Here is a 24,013-nt window from a genome sequence, read left to right as displayed (position 1 = left end):
TACAAGAGTGAAACAGGGGTCGCAAACAGATTATTTCGATCTTATTGCTTTGGGTAAGAGTTTGTTTCAGAATGAGCCCTTCCTGTGTCCGAATTTGCTAAAGTTTCCTCTTTTTTCGAACTATGGGACCGGCTGGATTCGTTGGTGCTCTTTTTTAATGCCTTTACTTCCCGCTGCATCCTGAGCAACCTGACCCCTCCTACAGCGGCTGTAATAATTCCACCCATCAGTGCAGATATCAAAATGACCAGAATTAATGGAGCATTGCCAGTACCGAACAGATAGTTCACTTCCACTGGATCAACATTGATAACCGCGAAGATTGCCACGATCAATGCAAAAACCAATGCAAGGATAATGTAACTTTGCCCCTTCAAATTAACCCTCCTTTGTTTCATTGCCTTATACATCTTGTCCTATGTCTATTTATATTCCCCAAGACGGCATAGAAAAAAACCCCCGCATTTGCGGGGGGATGTTCAAACTTGAGGTCCGTCCGTTTTTTTCTTTGCTGCATAGTTTATAGGCTTTTCTGCAATGTTTCGTCCACGCATAACCAGCCATAATTGGGATGCTATGAACAGAGACGAATAAGTACCTGCTATTAAACCGACAACCAATGCAAAAGCAAAGTTGGTTATAGAAGAAGCTCCGAAAATCAACAGCATTGCAGCCGCAAAGACAACAGTAAGGACTGTATTGAAGCTTCTGCCGAGCGTCTGCATTAAACTCCTGTTTACTATTTTTGCCAACTCACTAAACGATTTCACCCGTTTTTTCAATTTCAAATTTTCCCTGATCCGGTCGAACGTGACAATTGTGTCATTGATCGAATACCCGACAATGGTCAGAATGGCGGCGATAATCGTGATGTCGAATTCAAGTCTTGAAATACTGAACAAGGCCAGAATAAAGAAAGCATCATGTAACAAAGCGATAATCCCTGCCAGGGCAAAATAAAACTCGAACCGGATTGTTACATAAATTATGATACCGATTGATGCGTAGATGACGGCCATTATTGCATTTTTGGCCAATTCCTGACCTACTACCGGTGAAACCGTGCTTACACTTGGTTCATTCCCATACTGTTCATTGAACTGCTGTTTGACATCAGCAACGTCTTCTTGCGATAAAACGGAATCAAAACGGGCGACAGCTATGTCGTTATTCTCCCCAGACAAAACTATTTGAACAGGGGACAGACCTATCTCCTCGAAATTCGATTCCACCTCTTCTTCCGTCACTGCTTCTTCTGCTAAGACTTCCACCCTTGAACCACTTGTAAAGTCAATTCCGAGATTCAATCTTAATACCGATAAACAGATAATCCCGGCAGCAACAAGGACGATCGACAAGGTGAAGAATTTCTTTCGTTGACTCACCAAATCGAAAGAGCGCCCGAATACACGGGGTTCTAATTCAGTAGTGTCTGATTTATCCTTGATATCTTTTCTCTTAACTCCAAACCAGCCTGGTCGTTTATTCAGGAACTTACTATTCACCCATAAGCCCAGGAATAAACGGGAGCCGAAGACGGCCGTAACAAAACTTAGGAGAATACTGACAATCAACATGGTCGCAAAGCCTTTGACAGAACTTGTACCGAAAATAAATAATACAGTCGCTGCAATCAGCGTTGTGATGTTTGCATCAAGAATGGTAGACAAGGAATTCTGATTCCCGGACCTGAAAGCAGAAAGAGTCGACTTTCCTGACTTCAACTCTTCTTTAATCCGTTCATAGGTGATGATATTAGCATCTACTGCCATCCCCACACCGAGTATCAACGCAGCAATCCCGGGCAGTGTGAGGACGCCGTTCATCCATTCAAACACTAAAAGGATTAAATAAATATAAATACTTAAAGTAATCGATGCAATGAAACCTGGAAAGCGATAGTACAAAATCATGAATATAAATATCAATCCAACACCCAAAAACCCTGCAAAAACGGTCTTGTCCATTGCCTGCTGGCCGAACTGCGCTCCGACCGATGTCGAATAAACTTCATTCAAATCGACCGTAAGTGATCCGGCATTCAAGATGTCTGCCAACCTTTTAGCAGATTCAACCGTAAAGTTGCCGTCTATTTGTACATTGGAAGTATTAAGCGTCTGTCTGACTGCCGGAGCTGAAATGTATTTCGGCTCTGCTTTCTGGGATTCTTCTTCGAATGAATCCCCTTCTTCATAATCCATCCAAATGACCAGACGATTGTCCGGCATCTGGGAAATCTGCCGTGTTACTTCAGCAAATTTCGAAGCATCTTTCAACTGAAGGGTAACGATCGGCTGGTTTGTCTGACCGTCGAAGTTTTGCTGTGCACTGCCTTCTACCAGATCCGACCCATCGAGATATTCCTTATCATTGACATCGCGGAAAGACAACTCTGCCTGGGTCGACAGCAATTCCCTTGCTTCTGACTGATCTTCCACCCCTGCCAGCTGCACTCTTATACGATTTGGTTCTTCTATATTGAAATTGGGTTCGTTCACACCCAGTACATCAACACGTTCTCTTAAAGCCTGGGTTGTCGCTTCCAAGTCTTCTGTTGTGATTTCGTCATCTTCATCCAATGGTTCTACTTCATAGAGAACCTCGAATCCACCTTGTAAATCCAAGCCCAATTTAATGTCTTTTGTTATCCCTGTAATCGTTGTTCCAATCGTTCCGGCAAATATTAATACGATTAGGAAAAAGGCAACGATTCTGCCTCTTTTAACCATGCTGCTAGTGCCTCCTTTACCCTGTCCGCCTACATAAACTTATGTAGTCAACTTTGGCCCTTTTGAACGATTACATTCCTGACGTCTTAAGGGCAAGGCAGACCGAGTAATTAATAAAGTAATTAATTGTACAATACAAATATTATAGAAATGATTTCCACTTGGGTCAATAACACATTTTCACCCAGACTCACCGCCCTGTGATATTGCAGCAATCGAAGCAAGCAGATCATCGTCCTGATAAGCTTCCATCGTCAAATAAGTCATATAAATGGATGAACTTAAATGAAAAATATCGGCTACTACTTCATGGAGCTTCTTTTCCGGATCCCCTTTCCAGACTTTTTTCTCCAGACAGTCCCATATCTCCTCAGCATTAGCTCTTGAATAGCCAAGCAGTTTGAATTCTTCCACCTTGCTCTCTGTCACAGTAGTCAAACTTGCTTTCCATTCACTGACACGTCTTGTTTCTATCATTCGACTGACTCCTCCGTTAATTAACATTTCCGAAATAATCAAAGCCTGTCATGCTTGGCCAACTGTTTTGCATATACATTCATTGTATATGAATTTTAAATATTTGAGAAGGCAGGTCGTTAAAGTGTCCAAGCAGACATTTCTTCAAGGAACGTTAATTTTGATATTAGCGGGGATGATTACGAGGTTTTTAGGATTTATCAACCGAATTATTGTTGCCCGCCTTATGGGTGAAGAAGGGATCGGCCTGTATATGATGGCTCTTCCAACTCTTTTCCTCATCTATACATTAACACAATTCGGCCTTCCTATTGCCATCTCGAAACGGGTTGCAGAAGCAGAAGCACACGGGGACTTACGTAAAATAAAACAGATATTGATTATTTCATTGACAATCACCGGAACGCTGAGCATTTTCTTTACGATTGGATTAATCTTTCTGGCCCCTATCGTCGCCACCAAATTTTTAACTGATGAACGAGTCCTTTATCCATTGTTAGCTATCAGTCCGATGGTACCTATTTCTGCTGTATCATCCGTGATTCGGGGATACTTTCAGGGCAGGCAAAACATGAAACCCCAAAGTTATGCCCAAGTAATCGAACAAGTCGTGCGGATTTGCTGTGTAGCATTTATGGTCAAGCTCTTTCTACCTTATGGTGTCGAATTCGCTGCTGCTGGTGCAATGTTCTCCGTTATTGTCGGCGAGCTTTGCTCGCTGATGTTTATGTTAAGTATGTTCAAAAAGAAGAAACGGATGAAAATGAGAAAACATGTTTTTCAATATGTCAAAACCGGAAGAAAAACATTCGAAGAATTAATGTCGATAGCCCTTCCTGGAACTGGAAGCAGATTGGTCGGTTCCGTTTCCAATTTTCTGGAACCTATTCTTGTGGCACAAAGTCTCGCCATCGCCGGCTTGCATACGGTGGCAGCCACCAAACAGTATGGTGAGCTGACCGGATATGCCCTGCCGCTTTTGTTCATACCTACTTTTATTACGCACTCCCTGGCTGTGGCAATGGTCCCCAATATCAGCGAAGCGGACGCCAAAAAAAATCACAAACTCGTGCACTACAGAATCCATCAGGCAATCAGGATATCTTTTGCATCCGGAGCGATTTCAACCGTGCTATTAATGTTATTTTCCGTTCCTATCCTCAATTACATGTATGGAAGCACAGGCGCAAGTAGATTTTTACTATTCATGTCCCCTTTCTTCCTGCTTTTATATGTCCAGTTCCCGCTAAATGCGACCCTGCAGGCTTTAAATCATGCTAAAGCTGCAATGTGGAACAGCATTATAAGTACGGGAGTTAAATTCATCGTCATGTTGATATTCGCCACAAATCCTGATTTCGGCATAATGGGCGTAGCGATCGGGATGGTTGTAGGAGTCGTACTTGGCACCTTGCTCCACCTTGGCACTTTGATGAAAGTAATATCTTTCAGGATACCAATACAAGAAATCATTAAAATGGCAGGACTGTTCATTATAACTCTTCTGGGAGGAAGCCAGTTAAGGTATCTATTTGCAGGATATGAAACAAATTTACCGGTCTTTCTTGCTCTGCTACTCGTACTGACAATTGGTTATATTTTCCTCCTGTTCCAATTCAAATTCCTTACAAAAGAAGAACTAAAGCAATTGCCTTTCTTCAAAAAACGGATAAAATAGCCAAAAAAAAAGCTGGATGGTTTGCTCCATCCAGTTATTTTCGTTCATCTTTTCTGTCTACAAACCATCTGTTGTTTCCATCAACGGAGCAAAAGGATATCGTCTCGACCGGCAAATGGCCACCCTTTTCCAATTCTTCCATTAACCAGGCCTCGTCCTTATTGATTTTTTCCAAGGCTGACTGCTGTATCTTGCCATCCACGACTACTGGTACAGCATAGCCATCTGCAGAAACTGCTTGCTCGCCTTCCGATTTTTCAAATATGGACAACTTTCCGGAGGACTCCAGTATAGCAAATTCGACGTCCTGTATGCTTTTTGTACCATTTTCCCTGAGTTGTTGCATGAGATCGTTGAAATTGTATCGCTGTCTCCTCATTTCCCGTTCATCTATTTTTCCCCTGGAAATGATAACGGATGGTTTGCCTTCAAACCATCCTCTGAACTTCTGATTCTTCAAAGACAAAAAAGCTGTAAAACGCTGGATCAAAAACAGGATAACGATCGGTATCAAAGAGTGCAGGAATCGCATTTTCGTATCTTCAATCGAGAAAACAGCCATTTCAGCAACCATGATAAATACGACAATGTCCATCAAGCTCAATTCCCCGATTTCCCGCTTCCCCATCAAACGAAAGACAAATACGATGATAATATAAGAGATAACCGTTCTAAAAACTATCTTCCCTATTTCAAGCTCCATTAAATAAAGCCCACTTTCCTTCGGTGATTTTCTTTTTGGGTTATATCTTCACCAAATATGTGCTATTTATTCTAAAGACCTTGCTGGAAAGGAAGAAGATATCTGATGTAAACATAAATAGTGGAAACTATTAGGGATATCAACACCAACGGCAGTCCATATAAAAGAAAACGGACAAAAGGAATCCTTTGATTCGCTCCTTCAGCTAAACCGGCTACGACTACATTTGCCGAAGCTCCGATCAAGGTTCCATTGCCACCCAGACAAGCTCCCAGCGCAAGCGCCCACCATAAAGGATCCAAGTTAGCCATCCCGTAAGATTCGAATTCCTTTACCACCGGAATCATCGCTGCGACGAAAGGAATATTATCAATGATCCCGGAAAACAAGCCCGCAGTCCAAAGGATCAGCAAAGCGGTGTTGGGCAGATCACCTTGTGTCAGCCACATTATCCCTCTTGCCAATTCATCGATCACCCCCGCTTTTTCCAAACCGCCTACAAGCATGAACAGTCCGATGAAAAAAAACAAGGTAACCCACTCCACTTCTCCGAATACTTTTTCGGCGCTTGACTCTTTATCAGTCAACAAGAGTAATAATACAGCGCCGCACACAGCGACTGTCGTCAACTCAATGTGAAATACAGGGTGAAGCAGAAAACCGAAGATTGTCATTAACAGGACGGTTATCGACTGATACAGCATCGGAGATTTAATCAAATAATGCTGGCTGTCCATTCGCATCATTTTGTCGACTTGCCTGTCGTTCTTCTGAAGGTGCTTCCGGAATAATAGTACGATTCCTGATACCATTAGAATAAACAAAACCACTACCACTGGTCCCAAGTGGACGATGAACGAAAGAAATGTAAGGTGTTCCACAGCTTGGCCGATCATAATATTCGGCGGATCCCCTATAAGGGTGGCCGTTCCCCCTATATTCGCGCTGAAAATGATCGTCAATAAATACGGAAATGGCGGCAGTTCCAACAGCTTTGTCAAAGTTAGGACAATCGGAACGAACAATAACACTGTCGTGACATTATCCAGTAGTGCTGATCCGACACTCGTCAAAATAGCACAACCAACCAACAACGGGATCGGTTCTCCGTTCACTTTCTGGGCAAATGCGATAGCAATGTATTCAAACAAACCTGTTTTCTTGGTAATAGATACTAAGACCATCATCGAAAACAGCAATGCAATGGTATTCCAATCAATATAATGCGTGTAAGCTTCCTCGAAATCATAAATACCCGTCAACAGGAATAATACCCCACCAGAGAGAGCAACAAGTGCTCTGTTGACCTTTTCAGTCATGATGAAAAAATAACTTACTACAAAAACAATTATAGCAATTGTGGCAGACATTACGTTCCCTCCCCCCGAGGATGCTTGTCTTTTCGCAGTCCATACTTTGATATGGTCCATGCCGCATACGGGCCATCTCTATAAATGTATTCAAGGCTTGTCAAAATATTTAATTCTAATTTATAAACACAGGAATAGAATGGTTGTAACAGGACAAACAGGGGAGGGTTAGAAGATGATAAAAACAAGATTTACTGCGCTTCTCTATGGATGGATTATCATTTTCGGGATCATGCTTACTGCTAGTTTTATCTTATCGATATTATTGCGTTTTACAGCTTTCGGGGCTCCAGCTTTAAGCTGGGCAACATTATCAATCAGCGTTGCCGCTTTATTTATCGGAGGGCTTGCCTCAGGGTTGAAAGGCAAAGAAAAAGGCTGGATTCTTGGGTTCCTGACAGGTGCGGGATTCATTCTCTTCATCTTGCTTTATCAATACTTAGGTTACCAGGCTGGCATGTCACTGCAACAATTGGTTCATCATGCTGGTTTTTTGCTTGCATCTATGCTTGGAGGGGTACTTGGAGTGAATCTCAGTTCGGGAGATTCTTCTCAATAATAAAACCAATTAAAAAAGACTGACTCCTTGTCAGTCTTTCTAAGTTCATAGCCTGATAAATTAACCCTGTGCTACGACTTCTCTTACAGCGGAACGATCATATGTAAGTTTCGTACCGTCTTGCGTAGTAAGCACTAATGTTCCTTCATCGATCGCATGTACTGTTGCATGCATACCGCCAATCGTAATTACTTTATCTCCTTTTTTCAAGTCAGATTGCATTTGTCTTACTTGCTTCTGTTTCTTTTGTTGTGGACGGATCAAAAGGAAATAAAAAATCACAAACATCAAAATTATCGGTGATAATTGGATAAGAAATTCCACTACATTTCCTCCCTTCTATTAGAAATTTTTTGCATCAGGTTTGTTGAAACCATATTTTTCAAAAAATTCCTCTCTGAAATCGCCAAGTCGATCATTTTTTATTGATTCGCGGACTTGCATCATTAATTCTAACAGAAAATAAAGATTATGGTAAGTAGTTAATCTGAAGCCGAATGTTTCATTAGCCTTAATTAAATGACGAATGTAAGCTCTCGAATAATTGCGGCAAGTGTAACAGCTGCAATTCTCATCGATCGGCCTGAAATCCCGGGCGAATTTGGCATTCCGAACGACCAGACGGCCTGTCGAAGTCATACATGTTCCATTGCGGGCAACTCTAGTTGGCAATACGCAATCAAACATATCAATGCCCCTGATCGCACCATCAATCAATGAGTCGGGAGATCCAACCCCCATCAAGTATCTGGGTTTATTTGCCGGCAGTAAAGGGGTAGTGAATTCCAACACTTTATTCATTACGTCTTTTGGTTCACCGACAGACAAGCCGCCTACTGCATAACCGGAAAAATCAAGTGAAGTCAAATCTTTAGCGCTTTGTCGGCGTAGATCCTCATATTCGCCTCCTTGCACGATCCCGAACAACCCTTGTTCACTCGGCCTTTGATGGGCTTCCAGACACCTTTCCGCCCACCTGCTGGTCCTTTCAACCGATGCCTTCATATATTCGTGAGTGGCCGGATACGGTGGACACTCATCAAAAGCCATCATAATATCAGAACCAAGTGCATTTTGGATATGCATCGCTTTTTCCGGCGAAAGGAACAACTTCTCCCCGCTTATATGATTGCGGAAATGGACACCGGATTCTTCGATGTCTCTCAGGTCACTAAGACTAAAAACCTGAAAGCCACCGGAATCAGTAAGTATCGCTCCATCCCAATTCATAAAGGAATGAAGTCCGCCTGCCTCCCGGACGATGTCTTCTCCAGGACGAAGCCATAAATGGTAGGTGTTTGACAGGATGATTTTCGCTCCCATCTGTTCCAATTCTTCCGGACTCATTGTTTTGACTGTAGCAAGTGTTCCTACAGGCATGAACATAGGTGTCTCGAAAGAACCATGAGGGGTGTGGACTCTCCCCAGTCGGGCACCAGTTTGTTTGCATGTTTTTATATGTTCATAGGTGATTGGCACTATTGCTGCACCCTTCCTTTCAAAAGTCGTTAAATAATTAGCATGGCATCTCCGAAGCTGAAAAACCTGTAGCGCTCAGCGACCGCTTCTTCATAGGCACGCAAGACGAAATCCTTCCCTGCCAAAGCGCTGACAAGCATGATCAAGGTTGATTTCGGAAGATGGAAGTTCGTAATCAGACCATCAATAGCAGTAAATTCATACGGAGGATATATGAATATATCCGTCCAGCCACTTGAAGCCTTGAATTCTCCGTGGTTATCCCTTGTGATCGTCTCCAAAGTTCTGGTGCTGGTCGTCCCTACCGAGATGATCCTTCCATCGCCTTGTTTGATCCGATTTAATTGATATGCGGTTTCCTGCGACATATGGTAAAATTCTGCATGCATTTCATGCTCTTCAATAGAATCGACACTGACAGGCCTGAATGTCCCCAAGCCTACATGGAGTGTAATAAAGGCTACTTCCACGCCCATTGCTTTTATTTTTTCAAGCAATTCATTGGTGAAGTGCAAACCAGCAGTAGGCGCCGCGGCAGATCCTTCTTCTTCGGCATACACTGTTTGGTATCTTTCCCGATCTGGCAGCTGCTCCTTGATATAAGGAGGAAGGGGCATTTCCCCGAGCTCATTCAATACTTCCAAAAAGATTCCTTCATATTCGAATTTTAAAATCCGGCCGCCATGGTCCTGTTCCTCAAGACATGTAGCCTTTAATTTGCCTTCCCCGAAAGTGATGACCGATCCCGTTTTTATCTTTTTCGCAGGTTTTACGAGAACTTCCCATTCATCCTGCTCCTGCTGATGAAGAAGCAGGACTTCTATCTTTGCCCCTGTATCCAGCTTACTTCCATATAACCGTGCTGGTAAAACACGCGTGTTATTCAAGACAAGACAATCACCAGGTCTTAAAAACTCGGTTATATCGGAAAAATGCTTATGGGACAGTTGTTCTTCCTGCTTGTCCAGGACAAGCAGCCGGGAAGCACTTCGATCCTTCAATGGAGTCTGAGCGATAAGTTCTTCCGGTAAATGAAAATCAAAATCATTTATATCCATAGTAATCTCCTTACTTTCCCTTAACGGAATCTGCCGATGATAAACATAATCAACGTCAAGATCACGCTAACAATAATAGAGGTCATGATAGGAAAATGAAACGATACATTGCCTTTTTTAAAGCTGATATCTCCAGGCAGCCTGCCGAATATTCCCCACACAAGCCCAATAATGATAAACACAACCCCTATAACAATAAATATTTTTCCCATTCCGGTCAAGCTTCCGGCACCTCCCGATCAAAGTGTCTATATGCTTTCTCCGTTACTATTCTTCCCCTCGGAGTCCGCTGTATAAAACCCATTTGCAATAAAAATGGTTCATAAACATCTTCAATCGTCTGGGATTCTTCCCCTATCGTTGCCGATATCGTATCTAATCCGACCGGGCCGCCTTTAAACCCATCGATGATAGCCAAAAGAAGCTTATGGTCGATGTGGTCCAATCCTTCAGCATCCACCTGAAGCATTTTCAGAGCATTGTCGGTTGTGTCTTTTGTTATCTCGACTTCCCCTTTGACCTGGGAAATATCCCTCACCCTTTTCAACAATCTGTTGGCAATACGCGGTGTTCCCCTCGACCTACGCGCTATCTCTATTGCTGCATCTTTTTTGATTGCCACATTGAAAATATCCGAAGTCCTCTCAACAATGGAGCACAAGTCATTCGTGTCATAAAATTCCAACCTGCTTAATACTCCAAAACGGTCCCGTAGTGGAGCAGTCAGAAGTCCCGCTCTGGTAGTAGCGCCAACCAGGGTGAACGGAGGCAGATCGAGACGGACTGACCTTGCACTTGGCCCGGTTCCAATGACAATATCCAAACAAAAGTCTTCCATTGCAGGATATAATATTTCTTCCACCGATCGCGGTAGTCTGTGAATCTCATCAATAAAGAGTACATCACCCGCCTCCAAGGAAGATAAGATAGCCGCCAAATCGCCAGCCCTTTCGATGGCAGGTCCGGACGTGCTGCGAAATTGAACACCCATTTCATTGGCGATAATGGAAGCCATGGTTGTCTTACCCAAACCCGGAGGACCATATAACAACACATGGTCAAGCGGTTCATTTCTCATTTTTGCGGCTTCTATAAATATGCTGAGGTTATTCTTCGCTTTATGCTGGCCAATATACTGCTTCAATGTCGTGGGGCGTAAACTTAATTCAATCGATTCGTCTTCTTGTTGCATTTCATTTGATATCATCCGTTCTTCCACATTACCACCCCTTGGTTATTTCTTCATCATCAAAGCCAGCCCTTTGCGGATATAATCATCTGCTTTGGCCAATTGTTCAGTCCTTAACTGCGGAACAATATTTTTCACTTCCCGTTCGGTGTAGCCAAGTGACTTCATCGCTTCTATCGCTTCATTCAGGGCCGTGTTATCTGTCTCAGTGTTTTTGTCACCTTGTCCATTATTTTCAAACAACCCTTCGTTGATATCGATGCTGAATGGGAGTTTCCCTTTTAAATCAAGTATCATTTGCCGGGCTGTTTTCTTGCCTACTCCCGGAAAACGGGTTAAAAATTTGTCATCTTCTCTTTCTATTGCTGCGGCGAATTCTTCTACCCTTACAGTAGCTAAAACGGAAAGTGCTCCTTTAGGACCGATTCCCGATACATTCAATAATTTAGAGAATAACAGTTTATCGTCCGTCTTTTTGAATCCGTAAAGGGTTTGGTTGTCTTCTCTTATATAATGGTACGTATAAATGAGAACCTGGCCGCCAATCTCTTCTTGAAAATTATATGGATTGGCACACACTATTTCATATCCAACCCCATTTGTCTCGACTATGACAGATTCTTCGTTAATCAATGCCAGTTTGCCTTGTATGTATGCAATCATCAATACTCTCTCCTATTCCCTGAACCTCCCTCTATCTTACCATACAAGCGTATGTTCGTATAGAATCACGATAGCGGCTTTCCCGACAAACAATCGAAAACGAAGGAATATAATAAAAACTTTCTGTTTTGTAGTTCTTGTTGATTTTCTTATTGAGAGAAACTGGGACATAGTGAAAATTCACTTTAGAGAGACTTCCTCTCGTTCTGATTAAAATGAGTGGTATAACTTCGCTGCGGCAGAACACTTCGCTTTTTGATTTTTTCTAAATTTTGGCTAGGGATCCCATGTTAAACAAATCTAGGAGCATTTCCCACTTGATTAGATGTTCTACAAAAGGGAAGGAAAAATGCGACACTCCTTGAAAAGTAAAGGTCAATTTTCTGCGGTGTAAATGAATGGATGTCTTTTCAAAATCCTGGGGTTCTGGTACAAAGATGTTCTGTAACCGCAAGAGTCAACTTGTTCTGCCTCTCGTTGCGTAAGGTTTTTCTCCATTCTTGTTAGGGAGAACCATGTTAGACACATTTCAGAATTACTTCTCACCTAATCAGAAAACTATACCGAGCTGCGGAAAAATGCGAGACTCCAGTGGGAAAGGAACAGTCTGAAGACCCCACAGCTGGTGGTTTTCCGGCGAGGAGGCTGAAGCGTTCCCCACGGAAAGCGAGTGTTTTTCCGCAGCGCTGGACCACCGCTCAATCCGAAATGGATGGAAGGAAGTTATACTAAAGTATGTCGTAGTTTATGGTAATTCCGGAGTTTGACTGGGGAATTGATTGCAAAAAGACCCCAACTTAAGAATTGGGGTCTTGAAATTGAACTTCAGCTGTTTACAGACCTGGACGGCGATGGGGCCATGTCCCGGTATGCTTCCAAAACATATTGATATACTTGCTTGGAATCAATCTTGATTCCTTCTCTCAACTGCTTTGCCTGGTAGCTCTCCAGTTCCTTTGTGTCAATTTGATAAAAGGACTGAATGACCTGTTCATGCATTGGGAGCCCTTCAAAGATAGTCAATTGACCATCTCGCAATCCGAAGTAACCATTCTCTTTCATATATGGAGAAATATCGGCCACTTCCTTTCGGAAAATAATTTCTCCTTCTTTTTGATCAATTACTTGCCAGCCGTCATAATATGCCCAAAAGTCTTCCATCGCCCACACTGTTTCTTTGTGTGAATCTGCTTCCACTTTTCCGTCCATATAGTGCCTTTGAAGGATGACTTCTATCTCCAAAGGATCTTTCTGAACCGCTAAACGGCCGTCATTTTCTTCCGTATTGGCATTCTGACTGCTTTTTGCCAGGCTCCAATCAGAATAGAAGACAGATAAGAAGAATATCCCTACGATTGCCATACCTGAAATTAAGAACAGTTTAGAAATTCTCATAATAAATCACCCCATGTATGTTCTTCTATTAACAGTGTTTCCGAAAATAAAAGTATTATCCATGGGGTGTAATCATTGATAAAATTAACTATAGCTGTGCAAGCACTTCATCATCCGCATCAAGATTGTGATAGACATCCTGTACATCCTCGTTATCTTCCAATGTTTCTACGAGTCTGATCATTTTCTTCGTATCATCTTCGCTTAACGGGGATAAAGTCTGAGGCAGCATGGTAATTTCGGCTGTTTCCAAAGTATAGCCGTTTTCTTCGAGGGCACTTTTAACTTCCCCGAAACTTTCAGGATCTGTATAAATTTCAAACGTTTCATCGGTTGTTTCCATTTCTTCCGCACCAGCTTCAATTGCTACTAACAGCATTTCATCTTCATCTGCTTCAGTAGTTTCTCGGTCGATTTCAATGTAACCTTTACGGTCGAACATGAATGCCACACAGCCGTTTTCCCCTAGATTCCCGCCATTTTTGTTGAATGCATGCCGGATTTCGGAGGCTGTTCTGTTTTTATTATCTGTCAAAACTTGGACCATTACAGCTACACCGCCTGGTCCATAGCCTTCATATGTCAATTCTTCATAGTTGACCCCTTCTAAGTCTCCTGTAGCTTTCTTGATAGCACGATCGATATTGTCATTAGGCATATTATTGGCTTTTGCCTTGTCAACTGCAAGGCGAAGAGATGGGTTCATATCAGGATCCCCTCCGCCTTGTTTGGCGGCAACGAAAATTTCCTTAGCCATTTTCATAAATATTTTTCCGCGCTTTGCATCTTGTGCATTTTTGCGTCGTTGTATGTTTTTCCATTTAGAATGACCCGCCATCGGACATTCTCCTCTCTTCTAACTAATTATAATAAATATAAAAGCTGAATCCCAATCAAATCAGGGATTTATCCTTCTTTACTATAACATAATAATCTGGCAGGAAAAAGTTTTACAACAGGAAGAAAATAAACAAAAAACCCTTACTGCATACAAGACAGCAGTAAAGGATTTGTTATCAACTGGATGTATCACGGCCGTCATTATCTCTCATTTGGTTCCAGTAGATATCGCCAGTATAGACGAGTACCTCTTTTCCCGGAGAAACTTCTTTCACATGACTTTCGACACGTTCCGCGATTTTCGGGGAATGTTCATCGAATTCTTGATTCAACAGTAAGGCAACGATGATCCTTTCATCGGAGACGTAAACCTGGCTGATTTTAATCTCATCCCATTTGTTTAGTTCACTGGATATCTTCGATGCCTCTTCATTGTAAAATTCTTTGTTATAAGAATCAGGCTTATTGTGAGGAGCCTCCATATCTTCCTGAAAATCATGCAAATGCTGGGCCTGCTCTTGTTCAAACCTGTCTCCCTTTTCTTCATTCCCTAAACTGTTTTCCGCTTCCTGTTTGGTTCCATAATTGATCGGCATCGTCGAATCTTCCATACCTTCTTCGATCATCCGATTATCACTCTCATTCTGCATACATCCAGCCAAAATAAACGGAACAAGCATAATGCATTTTGCAAATGCGTTTTTCATCTTAAAAAACCTCCCTTACTCAATAGAATGAGTAACGAAGGTTTTTTTAATCAGTTATCTGTTCCCACTGTTTCCTGACTTTCCCATCCGTAAAATCTTACAGCGAAGGTCCTGGAGCTATCTCTCGTTTATGCGCGGATGCTTTATGCAACCGCTCGATAATATCTTTGTCTTCCTGCGGAATTTCCTCTCCTTTAAGATACCTGTCAATCGTATCATAGGTAACACCCATTTCGCTTTCATCGGTCTGGCCTTCCCATAATCCTGCACTTGGCTTTTTGTTTACAACATCATCCGGCACTCCAAGATACTTGGCCATTTCCCGTACTTCACCCTTAGCCAGGCTTACAAGCGGGACAAGGTCTACTCCGCCATCACCATATTTGGTGAAATAGCCGGTATAAAATTCTGCAGCGTTATCCGTTCCAACAACCAGATAACCGTAATTAGCAGCCAAAGCATACAAGGTACTCATACGAAGCCTTGCACGTAAATTGGCATCAGCCAATTGCTGGCTGTCTTCATTCTCATCTTGTTGTTCGCGTAATTGAGTTTGAATGTTGGAGAAAAGGACTTCATGTGTTTCAGTAAGATCCACAGTGATGGAATTAATACCTGCGCTGTCGATTACTTTTTTGGCATCCTCCATATCCTGTGGATTACTTTTACATGGAAGTATCACTCCCAAGGAATTGTCAGGTGCTGCACGCTTGATAAGATGGGTTACTACAGCTGAGTCTATCCCACCGCTGACACCAACCAACAGCCCGTTAACATTTGCTTCTTTTATTTTTTCTTGTAACCATGCCACAATTTTTTCTACTTTTTCCTGCATTGTTATTCCCCTTCCCATTCAATAATAATTTATCATAGCATACTTCTTGCTTCTTTCAAAAAGTCACGTCTCCATTCCCATTGAATCGACAATCTATCCAAATAAGATATACAATTTATCCGAGGTGATTCTTCTGACATGAGTACCCACCATTCACGGATAAGGTCACTTGGAAAAGCAATGTTATTAGCACATACAATCCAATCTTCCGAATCCATCGCCAGCTCACGTTTCAGATTTCCGATGTCATGGCTCATATATGGAAGAAACCTTTGTCCAAGTTGAATCCAGTCATAAATCTGCGGTGACAATGCAAGTAAATCAAAATCGATAAGAAATGTATTACCTGACGCTCCGTCATGTAAAAAGTTATGTGCAGCAACATCCCCGTGGATCCAAGTCAGCTCTTCGACAGCTTTTTTCTCCAATCCATACCAATCCAATTTGTGAAGAATATTTAACTGTTTGGCGGATTCCTCCCATATATCCTTCCACAGTTTCTCAAATCCCAACTGTATGACAGTCTCTTTCGAAATTTTCCAACGTTTGAGGCGCTGTTCCCATTTTAAATACAGCGGTGGCCTTATTAACGGTGCGGGCAATTCAATTCCCTTGCAGTCATCATGAAACATCCTAATTGCCGATACTGCCTCTACTCGGTCATCGAGTGAACTAAAGTCTAACCCTCTACCTGGTTGAAATATGGCCAGTGTCCAATATAAACCGAAACCATATAAAAAAACTTCCCCATTGGGGAAAGAAACAAACCTGATTAAAATTGGATAGGAACATCTTTTAAAGAATTCCAATTGTTGATCGAGGATATGATAGTCCTTATTTCCTTTCAATATATATTTGCTTCCCTCTGTATTTATTTGATACACATCATGTTTTATATGGGACAATCCTTTGACCGTAAGATTACCTTGTGACTTTAAAAAGGAAGAGAGACGATCAATAAATCGACCGTCTCTTATATTGGACTTATTCACTTTCTTCCTCTTCTTCCCGGGAATATGGTGGGTAAGGCATGGAAAAACCCTGATCACCTGATGACATACCAGGCTGCATTTGTTGGCCTGGATAAAATCCCCCCTGGAACGGATTACCAGGCTGCTGGTGATATCCCGGATATTGGAACCCTCCCGGCTGCTGATGCATCGGCTGGAATCCTCCACCGAAGCCTGGCAGGTGCCCCTGATATGGGGAAGATGGCATGCCTTCATTTCCATACGGGAGCATTTGGGCTGGATACCCTCCCTGATGCATACCATAGTTCGGATCATAATCCGGAAAAGAGGAAGCTGGCTTCTTACCACTGCAACCACAATCCGAAGTGCCCATACCTGCCACTTGCTGGGGCATTTGCGGCATTTGCGGTTCAGATGATGACTCCATTAAGTCTGAACCGAAAGGCATTGTTTGCGGGTAATTCATTGCCGGATAGCAATTTGGATTGTAGTAATGATGCACTCCTCCATATTCTGCGCCCATCACCTGATTCGGCTGGGTGTGTACCGGATACGGCACCGGGTTTACAGGTATGCAAGGCATCACCGGGTAATAAGATGGCATGACAGGCTGCTGCGGCATGGTGTGAGCAGGTGCTACTGTTTCCGGCTGATCTTGTTTTTTTGGCTTGGTATATTTCGGTATTTCCGGAATATTGATCGATGTAGGAAACTTTTCCATATGCTGCTCCATCATTGGCACTTTCGGTATGTCCATCGGTTTCATCGGCCAGTGCTCTTTCTTTGCTTTCTTATCATCATCTTCTTTGATTACTGGCATAGACTTAGGTGACGTATCTTTGTACGGGTGGTGCGTGAGCGGTTTTTTCATATCTTCTTTCATCGATTGAGCTTTCCCTGCAAGCTGATCCACTTCATCCTTCAAGGAAGGCTTCATACCCTTCGCTTTGCTGCTCAGGCCTTGCAGCAAGTCTTTTTTGTCTTGTGATTTACCATGCATCTTTTCGTATGCATCTTCCATTCCCTGCTTAACCGACTGCTTTTTATCTTTTGCCTTTCCGTACTGTTCTTGCATCTCCTGTTTTGCTGTTTCCTTTTTTTCTTTCGCTTTGTCAGCAGGATACTTTTTCATTTCCTTGTCTAATGTCCCCTGCTTTTTCACTTGAACTGAAGAGCCGGGAATTTTAATTTTCATTCCAGGCATAATCATATCAGGATTTGAAAGATGTGAGTTCACTTGCTTTAATTCGTTGAAATCGACCCCGTATTTCTTCGATATTTCCCATAGAGTCTCGCCTTTTTGCACGACATGAATTTTCAATATACTGAAACTCCCTTCTATAAAGCTATTATCAATTAGGCTATTTATAGAACAATTCAATAACAACATATGCGAATGTCCCGAAAAGGTTGATTACTTCATAAAAATTTTTTCCATACAAAAATAGACCGGCCCAATCATGGACCGGTCTAATATTTATAAGTGCATATGAAATACTGGATAAGTGCCTAATATGGTGACCTTGCAGCCCAAAGCCTCCAATTCAGCCTGAACCCCGGGAAACAAGACGCTGTCATATGGTTGGTTGACATCGATAATAAAGAAGTAATTGCCCAACCCCGTTTTCATCGGCCGGGACTCAATTTTAGAAAGGTTCATCTTTCTCCAGGCAAACGCGGACAGCACCTGATGAAGTGCTCCGGCATAATCACTAGGCAACGTGATCATCAAAGTCGTTTTTTGTGTTTCGATAGTTTGTTCCCTGATTTGTACCGGGTCTCCAGTTTTAGAAAGTACAGCAAATCGTGTATGGTTATTTGCATAGTCATGTATATCTTTGGCAAGGATAGTCAAACCATATTCTTCTGCGGCCAGTTCATTGCCGATTGCAGCATTACTGGCGTCTGACTCTGATACAAACTCAGCAGCACTGCCGGTTGAGGTAGTGTAATGAATATCCGCGTCTGGCAAATGCTTATGTAAGTATTGATGACATTGTGCAATTGCGTGACTGTGGGAGTATACATTTGCTATTTGGTCACGTGACTGGTCAAATTTGTCATTAACAAGTAAATGCTGTTTAATCGGGACGACTATCTCTGCTATTATCGGCAGCCTTACTTGATGAATCATATAATCGATGGTCAAATGTACAGTACCTTCAATGGCGTTTTCCAACGGCACTACACCGATATCTATCTCTTCATTCTGAACCCCGTCAATGCATTCCGGGATCGTAGCGTAGCTCTTCTTCACTTCTCCGTTGAATAAGGAATCAACAGCTATCTTGGTAAATGTTCCTTTAGGGCCCAGATACCCAATCTTTTTCGACAAAAATAACTCCCCCTGTCTATGCTCCTGTGCTTAATATTTCTACCTTGTCAACAAAATCCATTCGCTTTAATTGCTGTATCAAATTTTCTATGGTTGTGTTCATCCCAGAGGTATTCAGAGATATGGTGACATTGGCTTTCCCTTGAAGGGGAATAGTCTGGTGAATGGTTAAAATGTTACCGCCGGCTCCTGCGACGGTAGCAAGTAAATTGGATAAGGTACCTGTCCGGTCTTCCAAGTGAAAAAACAAAGTTATCATTCGTTCTTTGACCATTGCCTGGAATGGAAATACCGCGTCCCTGTATTTATAAAAAGCGCTCCTTGATAAATCAACCTGTTTGACCGCGTCAAATACTGACTCTACCTTTCCTCTTTCGATCAACGCTTTAGCTTCGATTGTTTTCTTCATCGATTCCGGCAGGATGTCGCTTCTCACTAGATAGAATTGTTCTTCTTTTTCAGGCATCTTCATTCCCCTTTGAATTTCCTCTTACATTACACACCGGAGACACATATTAACTATTCGATAAATTCGAACTCATATTCTAATAAGCGGACTGTATCCCCGTCTTTGGCTCCTTTTTTACGGAGAGCTTCATCGACTCCCATCCCCCTCATCTGTCTGGAGAACCGGCGTACGGATTCATCCCGGTTAAAATCAGTCATCTTAAAGAGGCGCTCTATTTTGTCTCCTGAAAGTACAAACGCACCATCCGGGTCCCTTGTAATCGCAAAAGCTTCCTGTTCTTTTTCAAACTTGTAAACCACACGATCTTCCGTTTCTTCTATCGCCGACGTTTCTTTCGGGATGGAATCCAGCGTATTGGCAACCGCAAACAACAATTCACGGAGACCTTCCTTCCTCACAGTTGAAACCGGATAAATTGGATGATCATCTGTCAGCTGTTGTTTGAAATAGTCGAGCTGTTCTTCTGCACCGGGTATGTCCATCTTGTTGGCAACAATGATTTGCGGCCTGTTTTCCAATTTCAGGTCATATGCTTTAAGTTCTTTATTGATGGATAAATAATCCTGATATGGATCCCTGCCTTCGGTAGAAGCCATATCGATTACATGGACGATCACCCTCGTCCTTTCCACATGTCTCAAAAATTGATGGCCAAGACCTACACCTTCATGGGCTCCTTCTATCAAACCCGGCAAGTCTGCCATTACAAAACTGCGCTGATCTCCGGTCTCCACTACACCTAAATTTGGAGAAAGCGTTGTGAAATGGTATTCAGCAACTTTCGGCTTAGCTGCACTGACTACAGACAGAAGCGTCGATTTTCCTACACTAGGAAATCCGACCAGTCCGACATCCGCTATCAATTTCAATTCGATTTGTATATTTCTTTCTATTCCCGGCTCGCCGTTTTCAGCCAGTTCCGGAGCAGGATTCCTTGCCGATGCAAAGTGGATATTCCCTCTTCCACCGCGTCCTCCTTTGGCAATTACCGCTTGCTGTTTATGTTCCACCAAATCAGCTAACAGTTGTCCTGTTTCTTCATCCTTAACTGTTGTGCCCGGTGGAACGGCAAGTATAAGGGGCTCTGCATTCTTTCCATGCTGACCCTTGCTCATGCCATTTTCCCCGCGTTTTGCTTTAAAGTGTTTCTGGTAGCGGAAATCCATCAACGTGTTAAGGCCTTCGTCCACTTCGAAAATAATATCTCCGCCGTTTCCACCGTCACCGCCGGCAGGCCCCCCCATCGGCACGTATTTTTCCCTTCTGAATGCAGCGAGTCCATTCCCGCCATCTCCTGCTTTAACATATACTTTTACTTGATCGACAAACACAGTAGATCACCTCTTCAGTTGCACATCCATGACGAGTGTACATTGTTTATTGTCTTCCATTGGTATGATGTTTACGCTGTCTAAGCTTCCGACTGCAATCAATTGCTTTTTAAGTCCGGATAAATCGGTGAAAACACCAGAAAACGAGAGCTGCATACCGGCCAATACTTCTTTACCATTCCCGCTTTGGAATCTTAAATCCCCTTCATAGAATTCCATCTGATCGGTGAACCGGTCCATTATTTCCATTATCTCTTTTAACAAAGATAATATGATACTATCCTGGCCGGTAAGTTTCTCCTTTATATTTCCAACGTGATAATTCAATCGGTAATTGTCATAATTCCAATTGAAACATATTGCCCACAAAGCCGTTTCAGGCATCCCCAGATTGGAAATATTCCTCTCTTTTTCGAATGAGGAAACGACAGAATTTAACTTTTCCTGCACTTTTTCCAGTTTTCCCATCGATGCGTAACCCATCAATAATTGCAATTCATTCAACACATCATGCCGGTAATTACCCAAAAGGCTAATGACTTCTTCCGATTTCATTTTAAACTCTCCCCACCAGTAATATGAAAATTATAGCAAAAAAGAGTCCCCACTAAAACCGGAATGAAACGATATAGACCAAAAAAAAGACCCTAACCAACAGGCTAGAGTCTTTTTTATGTCACCTTAAGCTTCTTGAGCTACCGGGTACACGCTCACTTTTTTGCGATCGCGTCCGTAACGTTCGAATTTAACAACACCGTCAGCTTTAGCAAATAGAGTGTCGTCTCCACCACGGCCTACGTTTGCACCTGGATAGATTTTAGTACCGCGTTGACGGTAAAGAATAGATCCACCAGTAACAAATTGACCATCAGCACGCTTGGCACCTAGGCGTTTAGATTCTGAGTCACGGCCGTTTTTTGTACTACCTTGACCTTTTTTCTGGGAGAAAAACTGTAAATCTAGACGTAGCATTGAAATGCACCTCCTTATTTTTCAGAGATGGTTATATATTTCCCATAGTCTCTAGCTATGGTCTCCAAGGATACCATCATACCCTCGAGCAACAAATGCGCTTTTGATTTCTTTTCATCTGATAAGCCTTCAGGCAGTTCCATCCGTAAATAGCCGCCTTCTTTACCAGCCTGCTCAATGATGGGTTCCATTTCACATAACCTGATAACAGCATTTACAGATCCGAACGAAACTGCTGAAACACCAGCGCAGACTAAGTCATAGCCTTCTGAAACACTGTCAGCATGGCCGCTCAGTTCAAACGCATAAATATTGCCATCTTTACGATGTGCAGTCACTTTTATCATCGAATCAAAACCTTATGCATTGATTTTGTCAATGGTAAGTTTTGTGTAAGGTTGACGATGACCTTGCTTGCGTTGATAGTTTTTCTTTGGCTTATATTTGAAAACAGTAACTTTTTTGCCACGGCCTTGTTTTTCAACTTTAGCTGTAACAGAAGCACCATCTACAAAAGGAGCGCCGACTTTTACATCGTCACCACCAACAATAAGCACTTTGTCAAAAGTAACAGAATCGCCTACTTCACCTTCTACTTTTTCTACGTAGATAGCTTGGCCTTCTTCAACTTTGACTTGTTTACCACCAGTTTCAATAATAGCGTACATAACTGCACCTCCTCTAAGACTAAGACTCGCCATTCAGGTGTCAACTCTGTTGACTTAATAACCTGTTCTGAGCGGTTGTAGCAATGGGTGCTACAATGAATAACATACTGATGTTATCATAGATTAAAAAAGTTTGTCAACAGTATCATCGTTTTTATTTGTTAAAAACAACTTTGCTGACTGTTCGCTTCCTGTAAAGACGATCTCAAATGTATCAGTTTTTTCCTCTTCTATCAAGTAAACAGACTTATTCACTCCTTCAGCCAGCCGTTGCAATGGGAGCAATTGACGAAGCTTCCGTTTTAATTCACCAGGTACGGAAACTATTATGACGTCTGCCTCCTGTCTTCGGCGTGCCAGCAGTTCCCGTTCAAGCATATAAGCATTTGTTTCCAAAGTCAGAGGCAAACAGCCCTGATTGATTTTACCGGACAACAAATAAGTTAACGGCAGAGACTCTCGTTTGCGGGTCATTTCCAACAGACCCAGTTTGGTAAAACCGTATATTTCCGTCCGGACCGGATCGGTTCCCAATTCCTTTTTCAAACGTCCGATGACTGCATTTTTATCCTCTTCACTTTGCATATTGATGAAATCAACAATAATTATTCCGGACATGTTTCTCAAACGGATTTGCCTGGCTATTTCTTCTGTCGCTTGCAGGTTGACATTTAAAATTGTCTGCTGTTTATCGCGTTTGCCTGTATAACCAGCCGTGTTGACATCAATGACGGCCATGGCTTCTGTCTGCTCGATATACAACTCTGCGCCACCCTTTACGGGGACTTTCGGAACGATCGACTCAATCAGCAGCTGATTGACTGACAATTGTTCCTCCAAATCTTTATTCCAATGAACCTTCTTTTCCAACGTTATATACCTTTGCCTAATCTTATTGGCTAATTCAACACTGTCTGCGTGGATAGTCTCCATGCTGCCTGAAGAGAACCTCCTGATAATCCGGTCCGGAATTTGGGCATCTTCAAAGAGACGGATGGGGGGATTGCGTTTCGTTATCGTGGCGGTCAATTCGTACCAGCTCTGTCTTAATCGCTTATATTCCATCTCCAATTTTTCAGATGGAACCTCCTTGGCGGATGTTCGGAAAATCGCGCCTTCTTGTTCATCAATAAACCCGCCTGCCAACCGTTTTAGATCTGTCCTTGCCGGTTCTTCTATTTTCTTTGAAACAGCAACATAGCCTCCATACGGCAGATAGATGACATCCAAACCCGGCAATGTAATGTTGCATGTAAGACTCGCCCCTTTATTACCATATGCCGCCTTCTTAACTTGAACGATGACAGCCTGTCCTTCTGTTACGAGACTTTCCAACCGGACTGTTGATTCCTTCCTCGAAGCCGGGATTTCCTTTTTTTGCAGGAAACCAAGCTTCTCTTCTCCGATGTCCACAAAAGCTGCTTGCAGACCTTTTTCTATTTTGACGACTTTTCCTAAGTAAATGCTTCCGACATTATCCTGCATCCCGGGTCGGTCAATAATTATTTCTTTCACATCACCAGAATCTTCCACTACACCGATTTTTTCGGTAGCGGAAGCTTGAATATAAATTTTCACCATCGTT

27 protein-coding genes and 1 other annotated feature are annotated in these 24,013 nt (G+C 42.5%); of the genes, 2 read left to right on the top strand and 25 right to left on the bottom strand.

What is annotated here, in order from left to right; genetic code table 11:
• Positions 1–41: 41 nt before the first annotated feature.
• The 3 genes from CZ434_RS01115 to CZ434_RS01105 all read right to left on the bottom strand — a co-directional run bounded on the left by CZ434_RS01115 (position 42) and on the right by CZ434_RS01105 (position 3,206).
• Positions 42–377: a LapA family protein gene (locus CZ434_RS01115; protein ID WP_077621393.1), complete on the bottom strand. Its 336-nt coding sequence runs from the start codon at positions 375–377 to the stop codon at positions 42–44.
• 102 nt (positions 378–479) lie between these two features.
• The gene (secDF, locus tag CZ434_RS01110) at positions 480–2,729 is read right to left on the bottom strand and encodes a protein translocase subunit SecDF (RefSeq protein WP_077621392.1); all 2,250 of its coding nucleotides are present in this window, start codon (positions 2,727–2,729) and stop codon (positions 480–482) included.
• Between the two features lie 180 nt (positions 2,730–2,909).
• Positions 2,910–3,206: a post-transcriptional regulator gene (locus tag CZ434_RS01105; RefSeq protein WP_077621391.1), complete on the bottom strand. Its 297-nt coding sequence runs from the start codon at positions 3,204–3,206 to the stop codon at positions 2,910–2,912.
• Between the two features lie 124 nt (positions 3,207–3,330).
• On the opposite strand from CZ434_RS01105, the gene spoVB reads away from it, so the two are divergent.
• The gene (gene spoVB, locus CZ434_RS01100; protein ID WP_077621390.1) at positions 3,331–4,884 is read left to right on the top strand and encodes a stage V sporulation protein B; all 1,554 of its coding nucleotides are present in this window, start codon (positions 3,331–3,333) and stop codon (positions 4,882–4,884) included.
• Between the two features lie 34 nt (positions 4,885–4,918).
• On the opposite strand, the gene CZ434_RS01095 is transcribed toward spoVB, so the two are convergent.
• Both CZ434_RS01095 and CZ434_RS01090 read right to left on the bottom strand, forming a co-directional pair.
• Positions 4,919–5,587: a DUF421 domain-containing protein gene (locus CZ434_RS01095; protein WP_077621389.1), complete on the bottom strand. Its 669-nt coding sequence runs from the start codon at positions 5,585–5,587 to the stop codon at positions 4,919–4,921.
• A 71-nt stretch (positions 5,588–5,658) separates the two neighbouring features.
• Positions 5,659–6,957 carry an ArsB/NhaD family transporter gene (locus CZ434_RS01090; RefSeq protein WP_077621388.1) on the bottom strand — a complete coding sequence of 433 codons (1,299 nt, stop codon included), beginning with the start codon at positions 6,955–6,957 and terminating at the stop codon, positions 5,659–5,661.
• A gap of 175 nt (positions 6,958–7,132) precedes the next feature.
• On the opposite strand from CZ434_RS01090, the gene CZ434_RS01085 reads away from it, so the two are divergent.
• Entirely contained in the window at positions 7,133–7,516 is a 384-nt protein-coding gene (locus CZ434_RS01085; RefSeq protein WP_077621387.1) for a TIGR04086 family membrane protein, read from the top strand.
• Between the two features lie 60 nt (positions 7,517–7,576).
• Here CZ434_RS01085 and yajC read toward each other — a convergent pair whose 3' ends face one another.
• The 20 genes from yajC to CZ434_RS00985 form a co-directional block, all read right to left on the bottom strand.
• Complete coding sequence (yajC, locus tag CZ434_RS01080; RefSeq protein WP_077621386.1) at positions 7,577–7,840, bottom strand: preprotein translocase subunit YajC; 264 nt, start codon at positions 7,838–7,840, stop codon at positions 7,577–7,579.
• An 18-nt stretch (positions 7,841–7,858) separates the two neighbouring features.
• Positions 7,859–8,998, bottom strand: coding sequence for a tRNA guanosine(34) transglycosylase Tgt (gene tgt / locus CZ434_RS01075; RefSeq protein WP_095742881.1), 1,140 nt, complete (start codon positions 8,996–8,998; stop codon positions 7,859–7,861).
• A 26-nt stretch (positions 8,999–9,024) separates the two neighbouring features.
• On the bottom strand, positions 9,025–10,053 hold the full coding sequence (gene queA, locus CZ434_RS01070; RefSeq protein WP_077621384.1) for a tRNA preQ1(34) S-adenosylmethionine ribosyltransferase-isomerase QueA: 1,029 nt from the start codon (positions 10,051–10,053) through the stop codon (positions 9,025–9,027).
• 20 nt (positions 10,054–10,073) lie between these two features.
• A complete protein-coding gene (locus tag CZ434_RS01065; RefSeq protein ID WP_179107347.1) occupies positions 10,074–10,265 on the bottom strand; it encodes a DUF2905 domain-containing protein in 192 nt (63 codons plus the stop codon).
• A 5-nt stretch (positions 10,266–10,270) separates the two neighbouring features.
• On the bottom strand, positions 10,271–11,272 hold the full coding sequence (gene ruvB, locus CZ434_RS01060; RefSeq protein ID WP_077621382.1) for a Holliday junction branch migration DNA helicase RuvB: 1,002 nt from the start codon (positions 11,270–11,272) through the stop codon (positions 10,271–10,273).
• A gap of 15 nt (positions 11,273–11,287) precedes the next feature.
• Complete coding sequence (gene ruvA / locus CZ434_RS01055; protein WP_077621381.1) at positions 11,288–11,905, bottom strand: Holliday junction branch migration protein RuvA; 618 nt, start codon at positions 11,903–11,905, stop codon at positions 11,288–11,290.
• A gap of 825 nt (positions 11,906–12,730) precedes the next feature.
• Complete coding sequence (locus CZ434_RS01050; protein ID WP_077621380.1) at positions 12,731–13,300, bottom strand: intercompartmental signaling factor BofC; 570 nt, start codon at positions 13,298–13,300, stop codon at positions 12,731–12,733.
• Between the two features lie 88 nt (positions 13,301–13,388).
• Complete coding sequence (locus CZ434_RS01045; protein ID WP_077621379.1) at positions 13,389–14,138, bottom strand: YebC/PmpR family DNA-binding transcriptional regulator; 750 nt, start codon at positions 14,136–14,138, stop codon at positions 13,389–13,391.
• A gap of 178 nt (positions 14,139–14,316) precedes the next feature.
• The gene (locus tag CZ434_RS01040) at positions 14,317–14,847 is read right to left on the bottom strand and encodes a YhcN/YlaJ family sporulation lipoprotein (RefSeq protein WP_077621378.1); all 531 of its coding nucleotides are present in this window, start codon (positions 14,845–14,847) and stop codon (positions 14,317–14,319) included.
• A 97-nt stretch (positions 14,848–14,944) separates the two neighbouring features.
• A complete protein-coding gene (gene nadE, locus CZ434_RS01035) occupies positions 14,945–15,682 on the bottom strand; it encodes an NAD(+) synthase (protein ID WP_077621377.1) in 738 nt (245 codons plus the stop codon).
• Between the two features lie 32 nt (positions 15,683–15,714).
• Positions 15,715–16,674, bottom strand: a complete 960-nt coding sequence (locus CZ434_RS01030) for an aminoglycoside phosphotransferase family protein (protein ID WP_084778741.1) — start codon at positions 16,672–16,674, stop codon at positions 15,715–15,717.
• Entirely contained in the window at positions 16,667–17,974 is a 1,308-nt protein-coding gene (gene safA / locus CZ434_RS01025; protein ID WP_095742880.1) for a SafA/ExsA family spore coat assembly protein, read from the bottom strand. The genes CZ434_RS01030 and safA overlap by 8 nt, the downstream gene beginning before the upstream one ends.
• A gap of 156 nt (positions 17,975–18,130) precedes the next feature.
• On the bottom strand, positions 18,131–18,988 hold the full coding sequence (gene pheA, locus CZ434_RS01020) for a prephenate dehydratase (protein WP_077621374.1): 858 nt from the start codon (positions 18,986–18,988) through the stop codon (positions 18,131–18,133).
• A 16-nt stretch (positions 18,989–19,004) separates the two neighbouring features.
• Positions 19,005–19,454 carry an ACT domain-containing protein gene (locus CZ434_RS01015; protein ID WP_095742879.1) on the bottom strand — a complete coding sequence of 150 codons (450 nt, stop codon included), beginning with the start codon at positions 19,452–19,454 and terminating at the stop codon, positions 19,005–19,007.
• 53 nt (positions 19,455–19,507) lie between these two features.
• The gene (gene obgE / locus CZ434_RS01010) at positions 19,508–20,788 is read right to left on the bottom strand and encodes a GTPase ObgE (protein WP_077621372.1); all 1,281 of its coding nucleotides are present in this window, start codon (positions 20,786–20,788) and stop codon (positions 19,508–19,510) included.
• Between the two features lie 6 nt (positions 20,789–20,794).
• Positions 20,795–21,343 carry a Spo0B domain-containing protein gene (locus tag CZ434_RS01005; RefSeq protein WP_077621371.1) on the bottom strand — a complete coding sequence of 183 codons (549 nt, stop codon included), beginning with the start codon at positions 21,341–21,343 and terminating at the stop codon, positions 20,795–20,797.
• 126 nt (positions 21,344–21,469) lie between these two features.
• A complete protein-coding gene (gene rpmA / locus CZ434_RS01000) occupies positions 21,470–21,760 on the bottom strand; it encodes a 50S ribosomal protein L27 (protein WP_077621370.1) in 291 nt (96 codons plus the stop codon).
• 14 nt (positions 21,761–21,774) lie between these two features.
• The gene (locus tag CZ434_RS00995; protein ID WP_077621369.1) at positions 21,775–22,107 is read right to left on the bottom strand and encodes a ribosomal-processing cysteine protease Prp; all 333 of its coding nucleotides are present in this window, start codon (positions 22,105–22,107) and stop codon (positions 21,775–21,777) included.
• Between the two features lie 12 nt (positions 22,108–22,119).
• The gene (rplU, locus tag CZ434_RS00990) at positions 22,120–22,428 is read right to left on the bottom strand and encodes a 50S ribosomal protein L21 (RefSeq protein ID WP_077621368.1); all 309 of its coding nucleotides are present in this window, start codon (positions 22,426–22,428) and stop codon (positions 22,120–22,122) included.
• A gap of 12 nt (positions 22,429–22,440) precedes the next feature.
• Positions 22,441–22,515 (bottom strand) — a sequence feature (ribosomal protein L21 leader region).
• Between the two features lie 36 nt (positions 22,516–22,551).
• Complete coding sequence (locus CZ434_RS00985) at positions 22,552–24,009, bottom strand: Rne/Rng family ribonuclease (RefSeq protein WP_077621367.1); 1,458 nt, start codon at positions 24,007–24,009, stop codon at positions 22,552–22,554.
• Positions 24,010–24,013 lie beyond the last annotated feature (4 nt).

The organism is Sediminibacillus massiliensis (assembly GCF_900156915.1).
In the GTDB taxonomy this organism is placed as follows: Bacteria; Bacillota; Bacilli; order Bacillales; family Amphibacillaceae; genus Sediminibacillus_A; species Sediminibacillus_A massiliensis.
The sequence above is the reverse complement of the archived record's forward strand: the minus strand, read 5'-3'. Positions and strand labels throughout refer to the sequence as shown.

Coding starts and splice junctions, on each gene's coding strand:
- nadE (WP_077621377.1), bottom strand. CDS start 15,682: ATGCAGGAAAAAGTAGAAAAAATTGTGGCATGGTTACAAGAAAAAATA.
- secDF (WP_077621392.1), bottom strand. CDS start 2,729: ATGGTTAAAAGAGGCAGAATCGTTGCCTTTTTCCTAATCGTATTAATA.
- CZ434_RS01095 (WP_077621389.1), bottom strand. CDS start 5,587: ATGGAGCTTGAAATAGGGAAGATAGTTTTTAGAACGGTTATCTCTTAT.
- CZ434_RS01045 (WP_077621379.1), bottom strand. CDS start 14,138: ATGGCGGGTCATTCTAAATGGAAAAACATACAACGACGCAAAAATGCA.
- CZ434_RS01105 (WP_077621391.1), bottom strand. CDS start 3,206: ATGATAGAAACAAGACGTGTCAGTGAATGGAAAGCAAGTTTGACTACT.
- CZ434_RS01040 (WP_077621378.1), bottom strand. CDS start 14,847: ATGAAAAACGCATTTGCAAAATGCATTATGCTTGTTCCGTTTATTTTG.
- CZ434_RS01050 (WP_077621380.1), bottom strand. CDS start 13,300: ATGAGAATTTCTAAACTGTTCTTAATTTCAGGTATGGCAATCGTAGGG.
- queA (WP_077621384.1), bottom strand. CDS start 10,053: ATGGATATAAATGATTTTGATTTTCATTTACCGGAAGAACTTATCGCT.
- rplU (WP_077621368.1), bottom strand. CDS start 22,428: ATGTACGCTATTATTGAAACTGGTGGTAAACAAGTCAAAGTTGAAGAA.
- CZ434_RS00995 (WP_077621369.1), bottom strand. CDS start 22,107: ATGATAAAAGTGACTGCACATCGTAAAGATGGCAATATTTATGCGTTT.
- CZ434_RS00985 (WP_077621367.1), bottom strand. CDS start 24,009: ATGGTGAAAATTTATATTCAAGCTTCCGCTACCGAAAAAATCGGTGTA.
- rpmA (WP_077621370.1), bottom strand. CDS start 21,760: ATGCTACGTCTAGATTTACAGTTTTTCTCCCAGAAAAAAGGTCAAGGT.
- CZ434_RS01065 (WP_179107347.1), bottom strand. CDS start 10,265: ATGGGAAAAATATTTATTGTTATAGGGGTTGTGTTTATCATTATTGGG.
- CZ434_RS01015 (WP_095742879.1), bottom strand. CDS start 19,454: ATGCCTGAAAAAGAAGAACAATTCTATCTAGTGAGAAGCGACATCCTG.
- CZ434_RS01005 (WP_077621371.1), bottom strand. CDS start 21,343: ATGAAATCGGAAGAAGTCATTAGCCTTTTGGGTAATTACCGGCATGAT.
- ruvA (WP_077621381.1), bottom strand. CDS start 11,905: ATGATTGCATACATACAAGGCAAACTGGCATTGATTAACGAAGAATCT.
- CZ434_RS01085 (WP_077621387.1), top strand. CDS start 7,133: ATGATAAAAACAAGATTTACTGCGCTTCTCTATGGATGGATTATCATT.
- CZ434_RS01090 (WP_077621388.1), bottom strand. CDS start 6,957: ATGTCTGCCACAATTGCTATAATTGTTTTTGTAGTAAGTTATTTTTTC.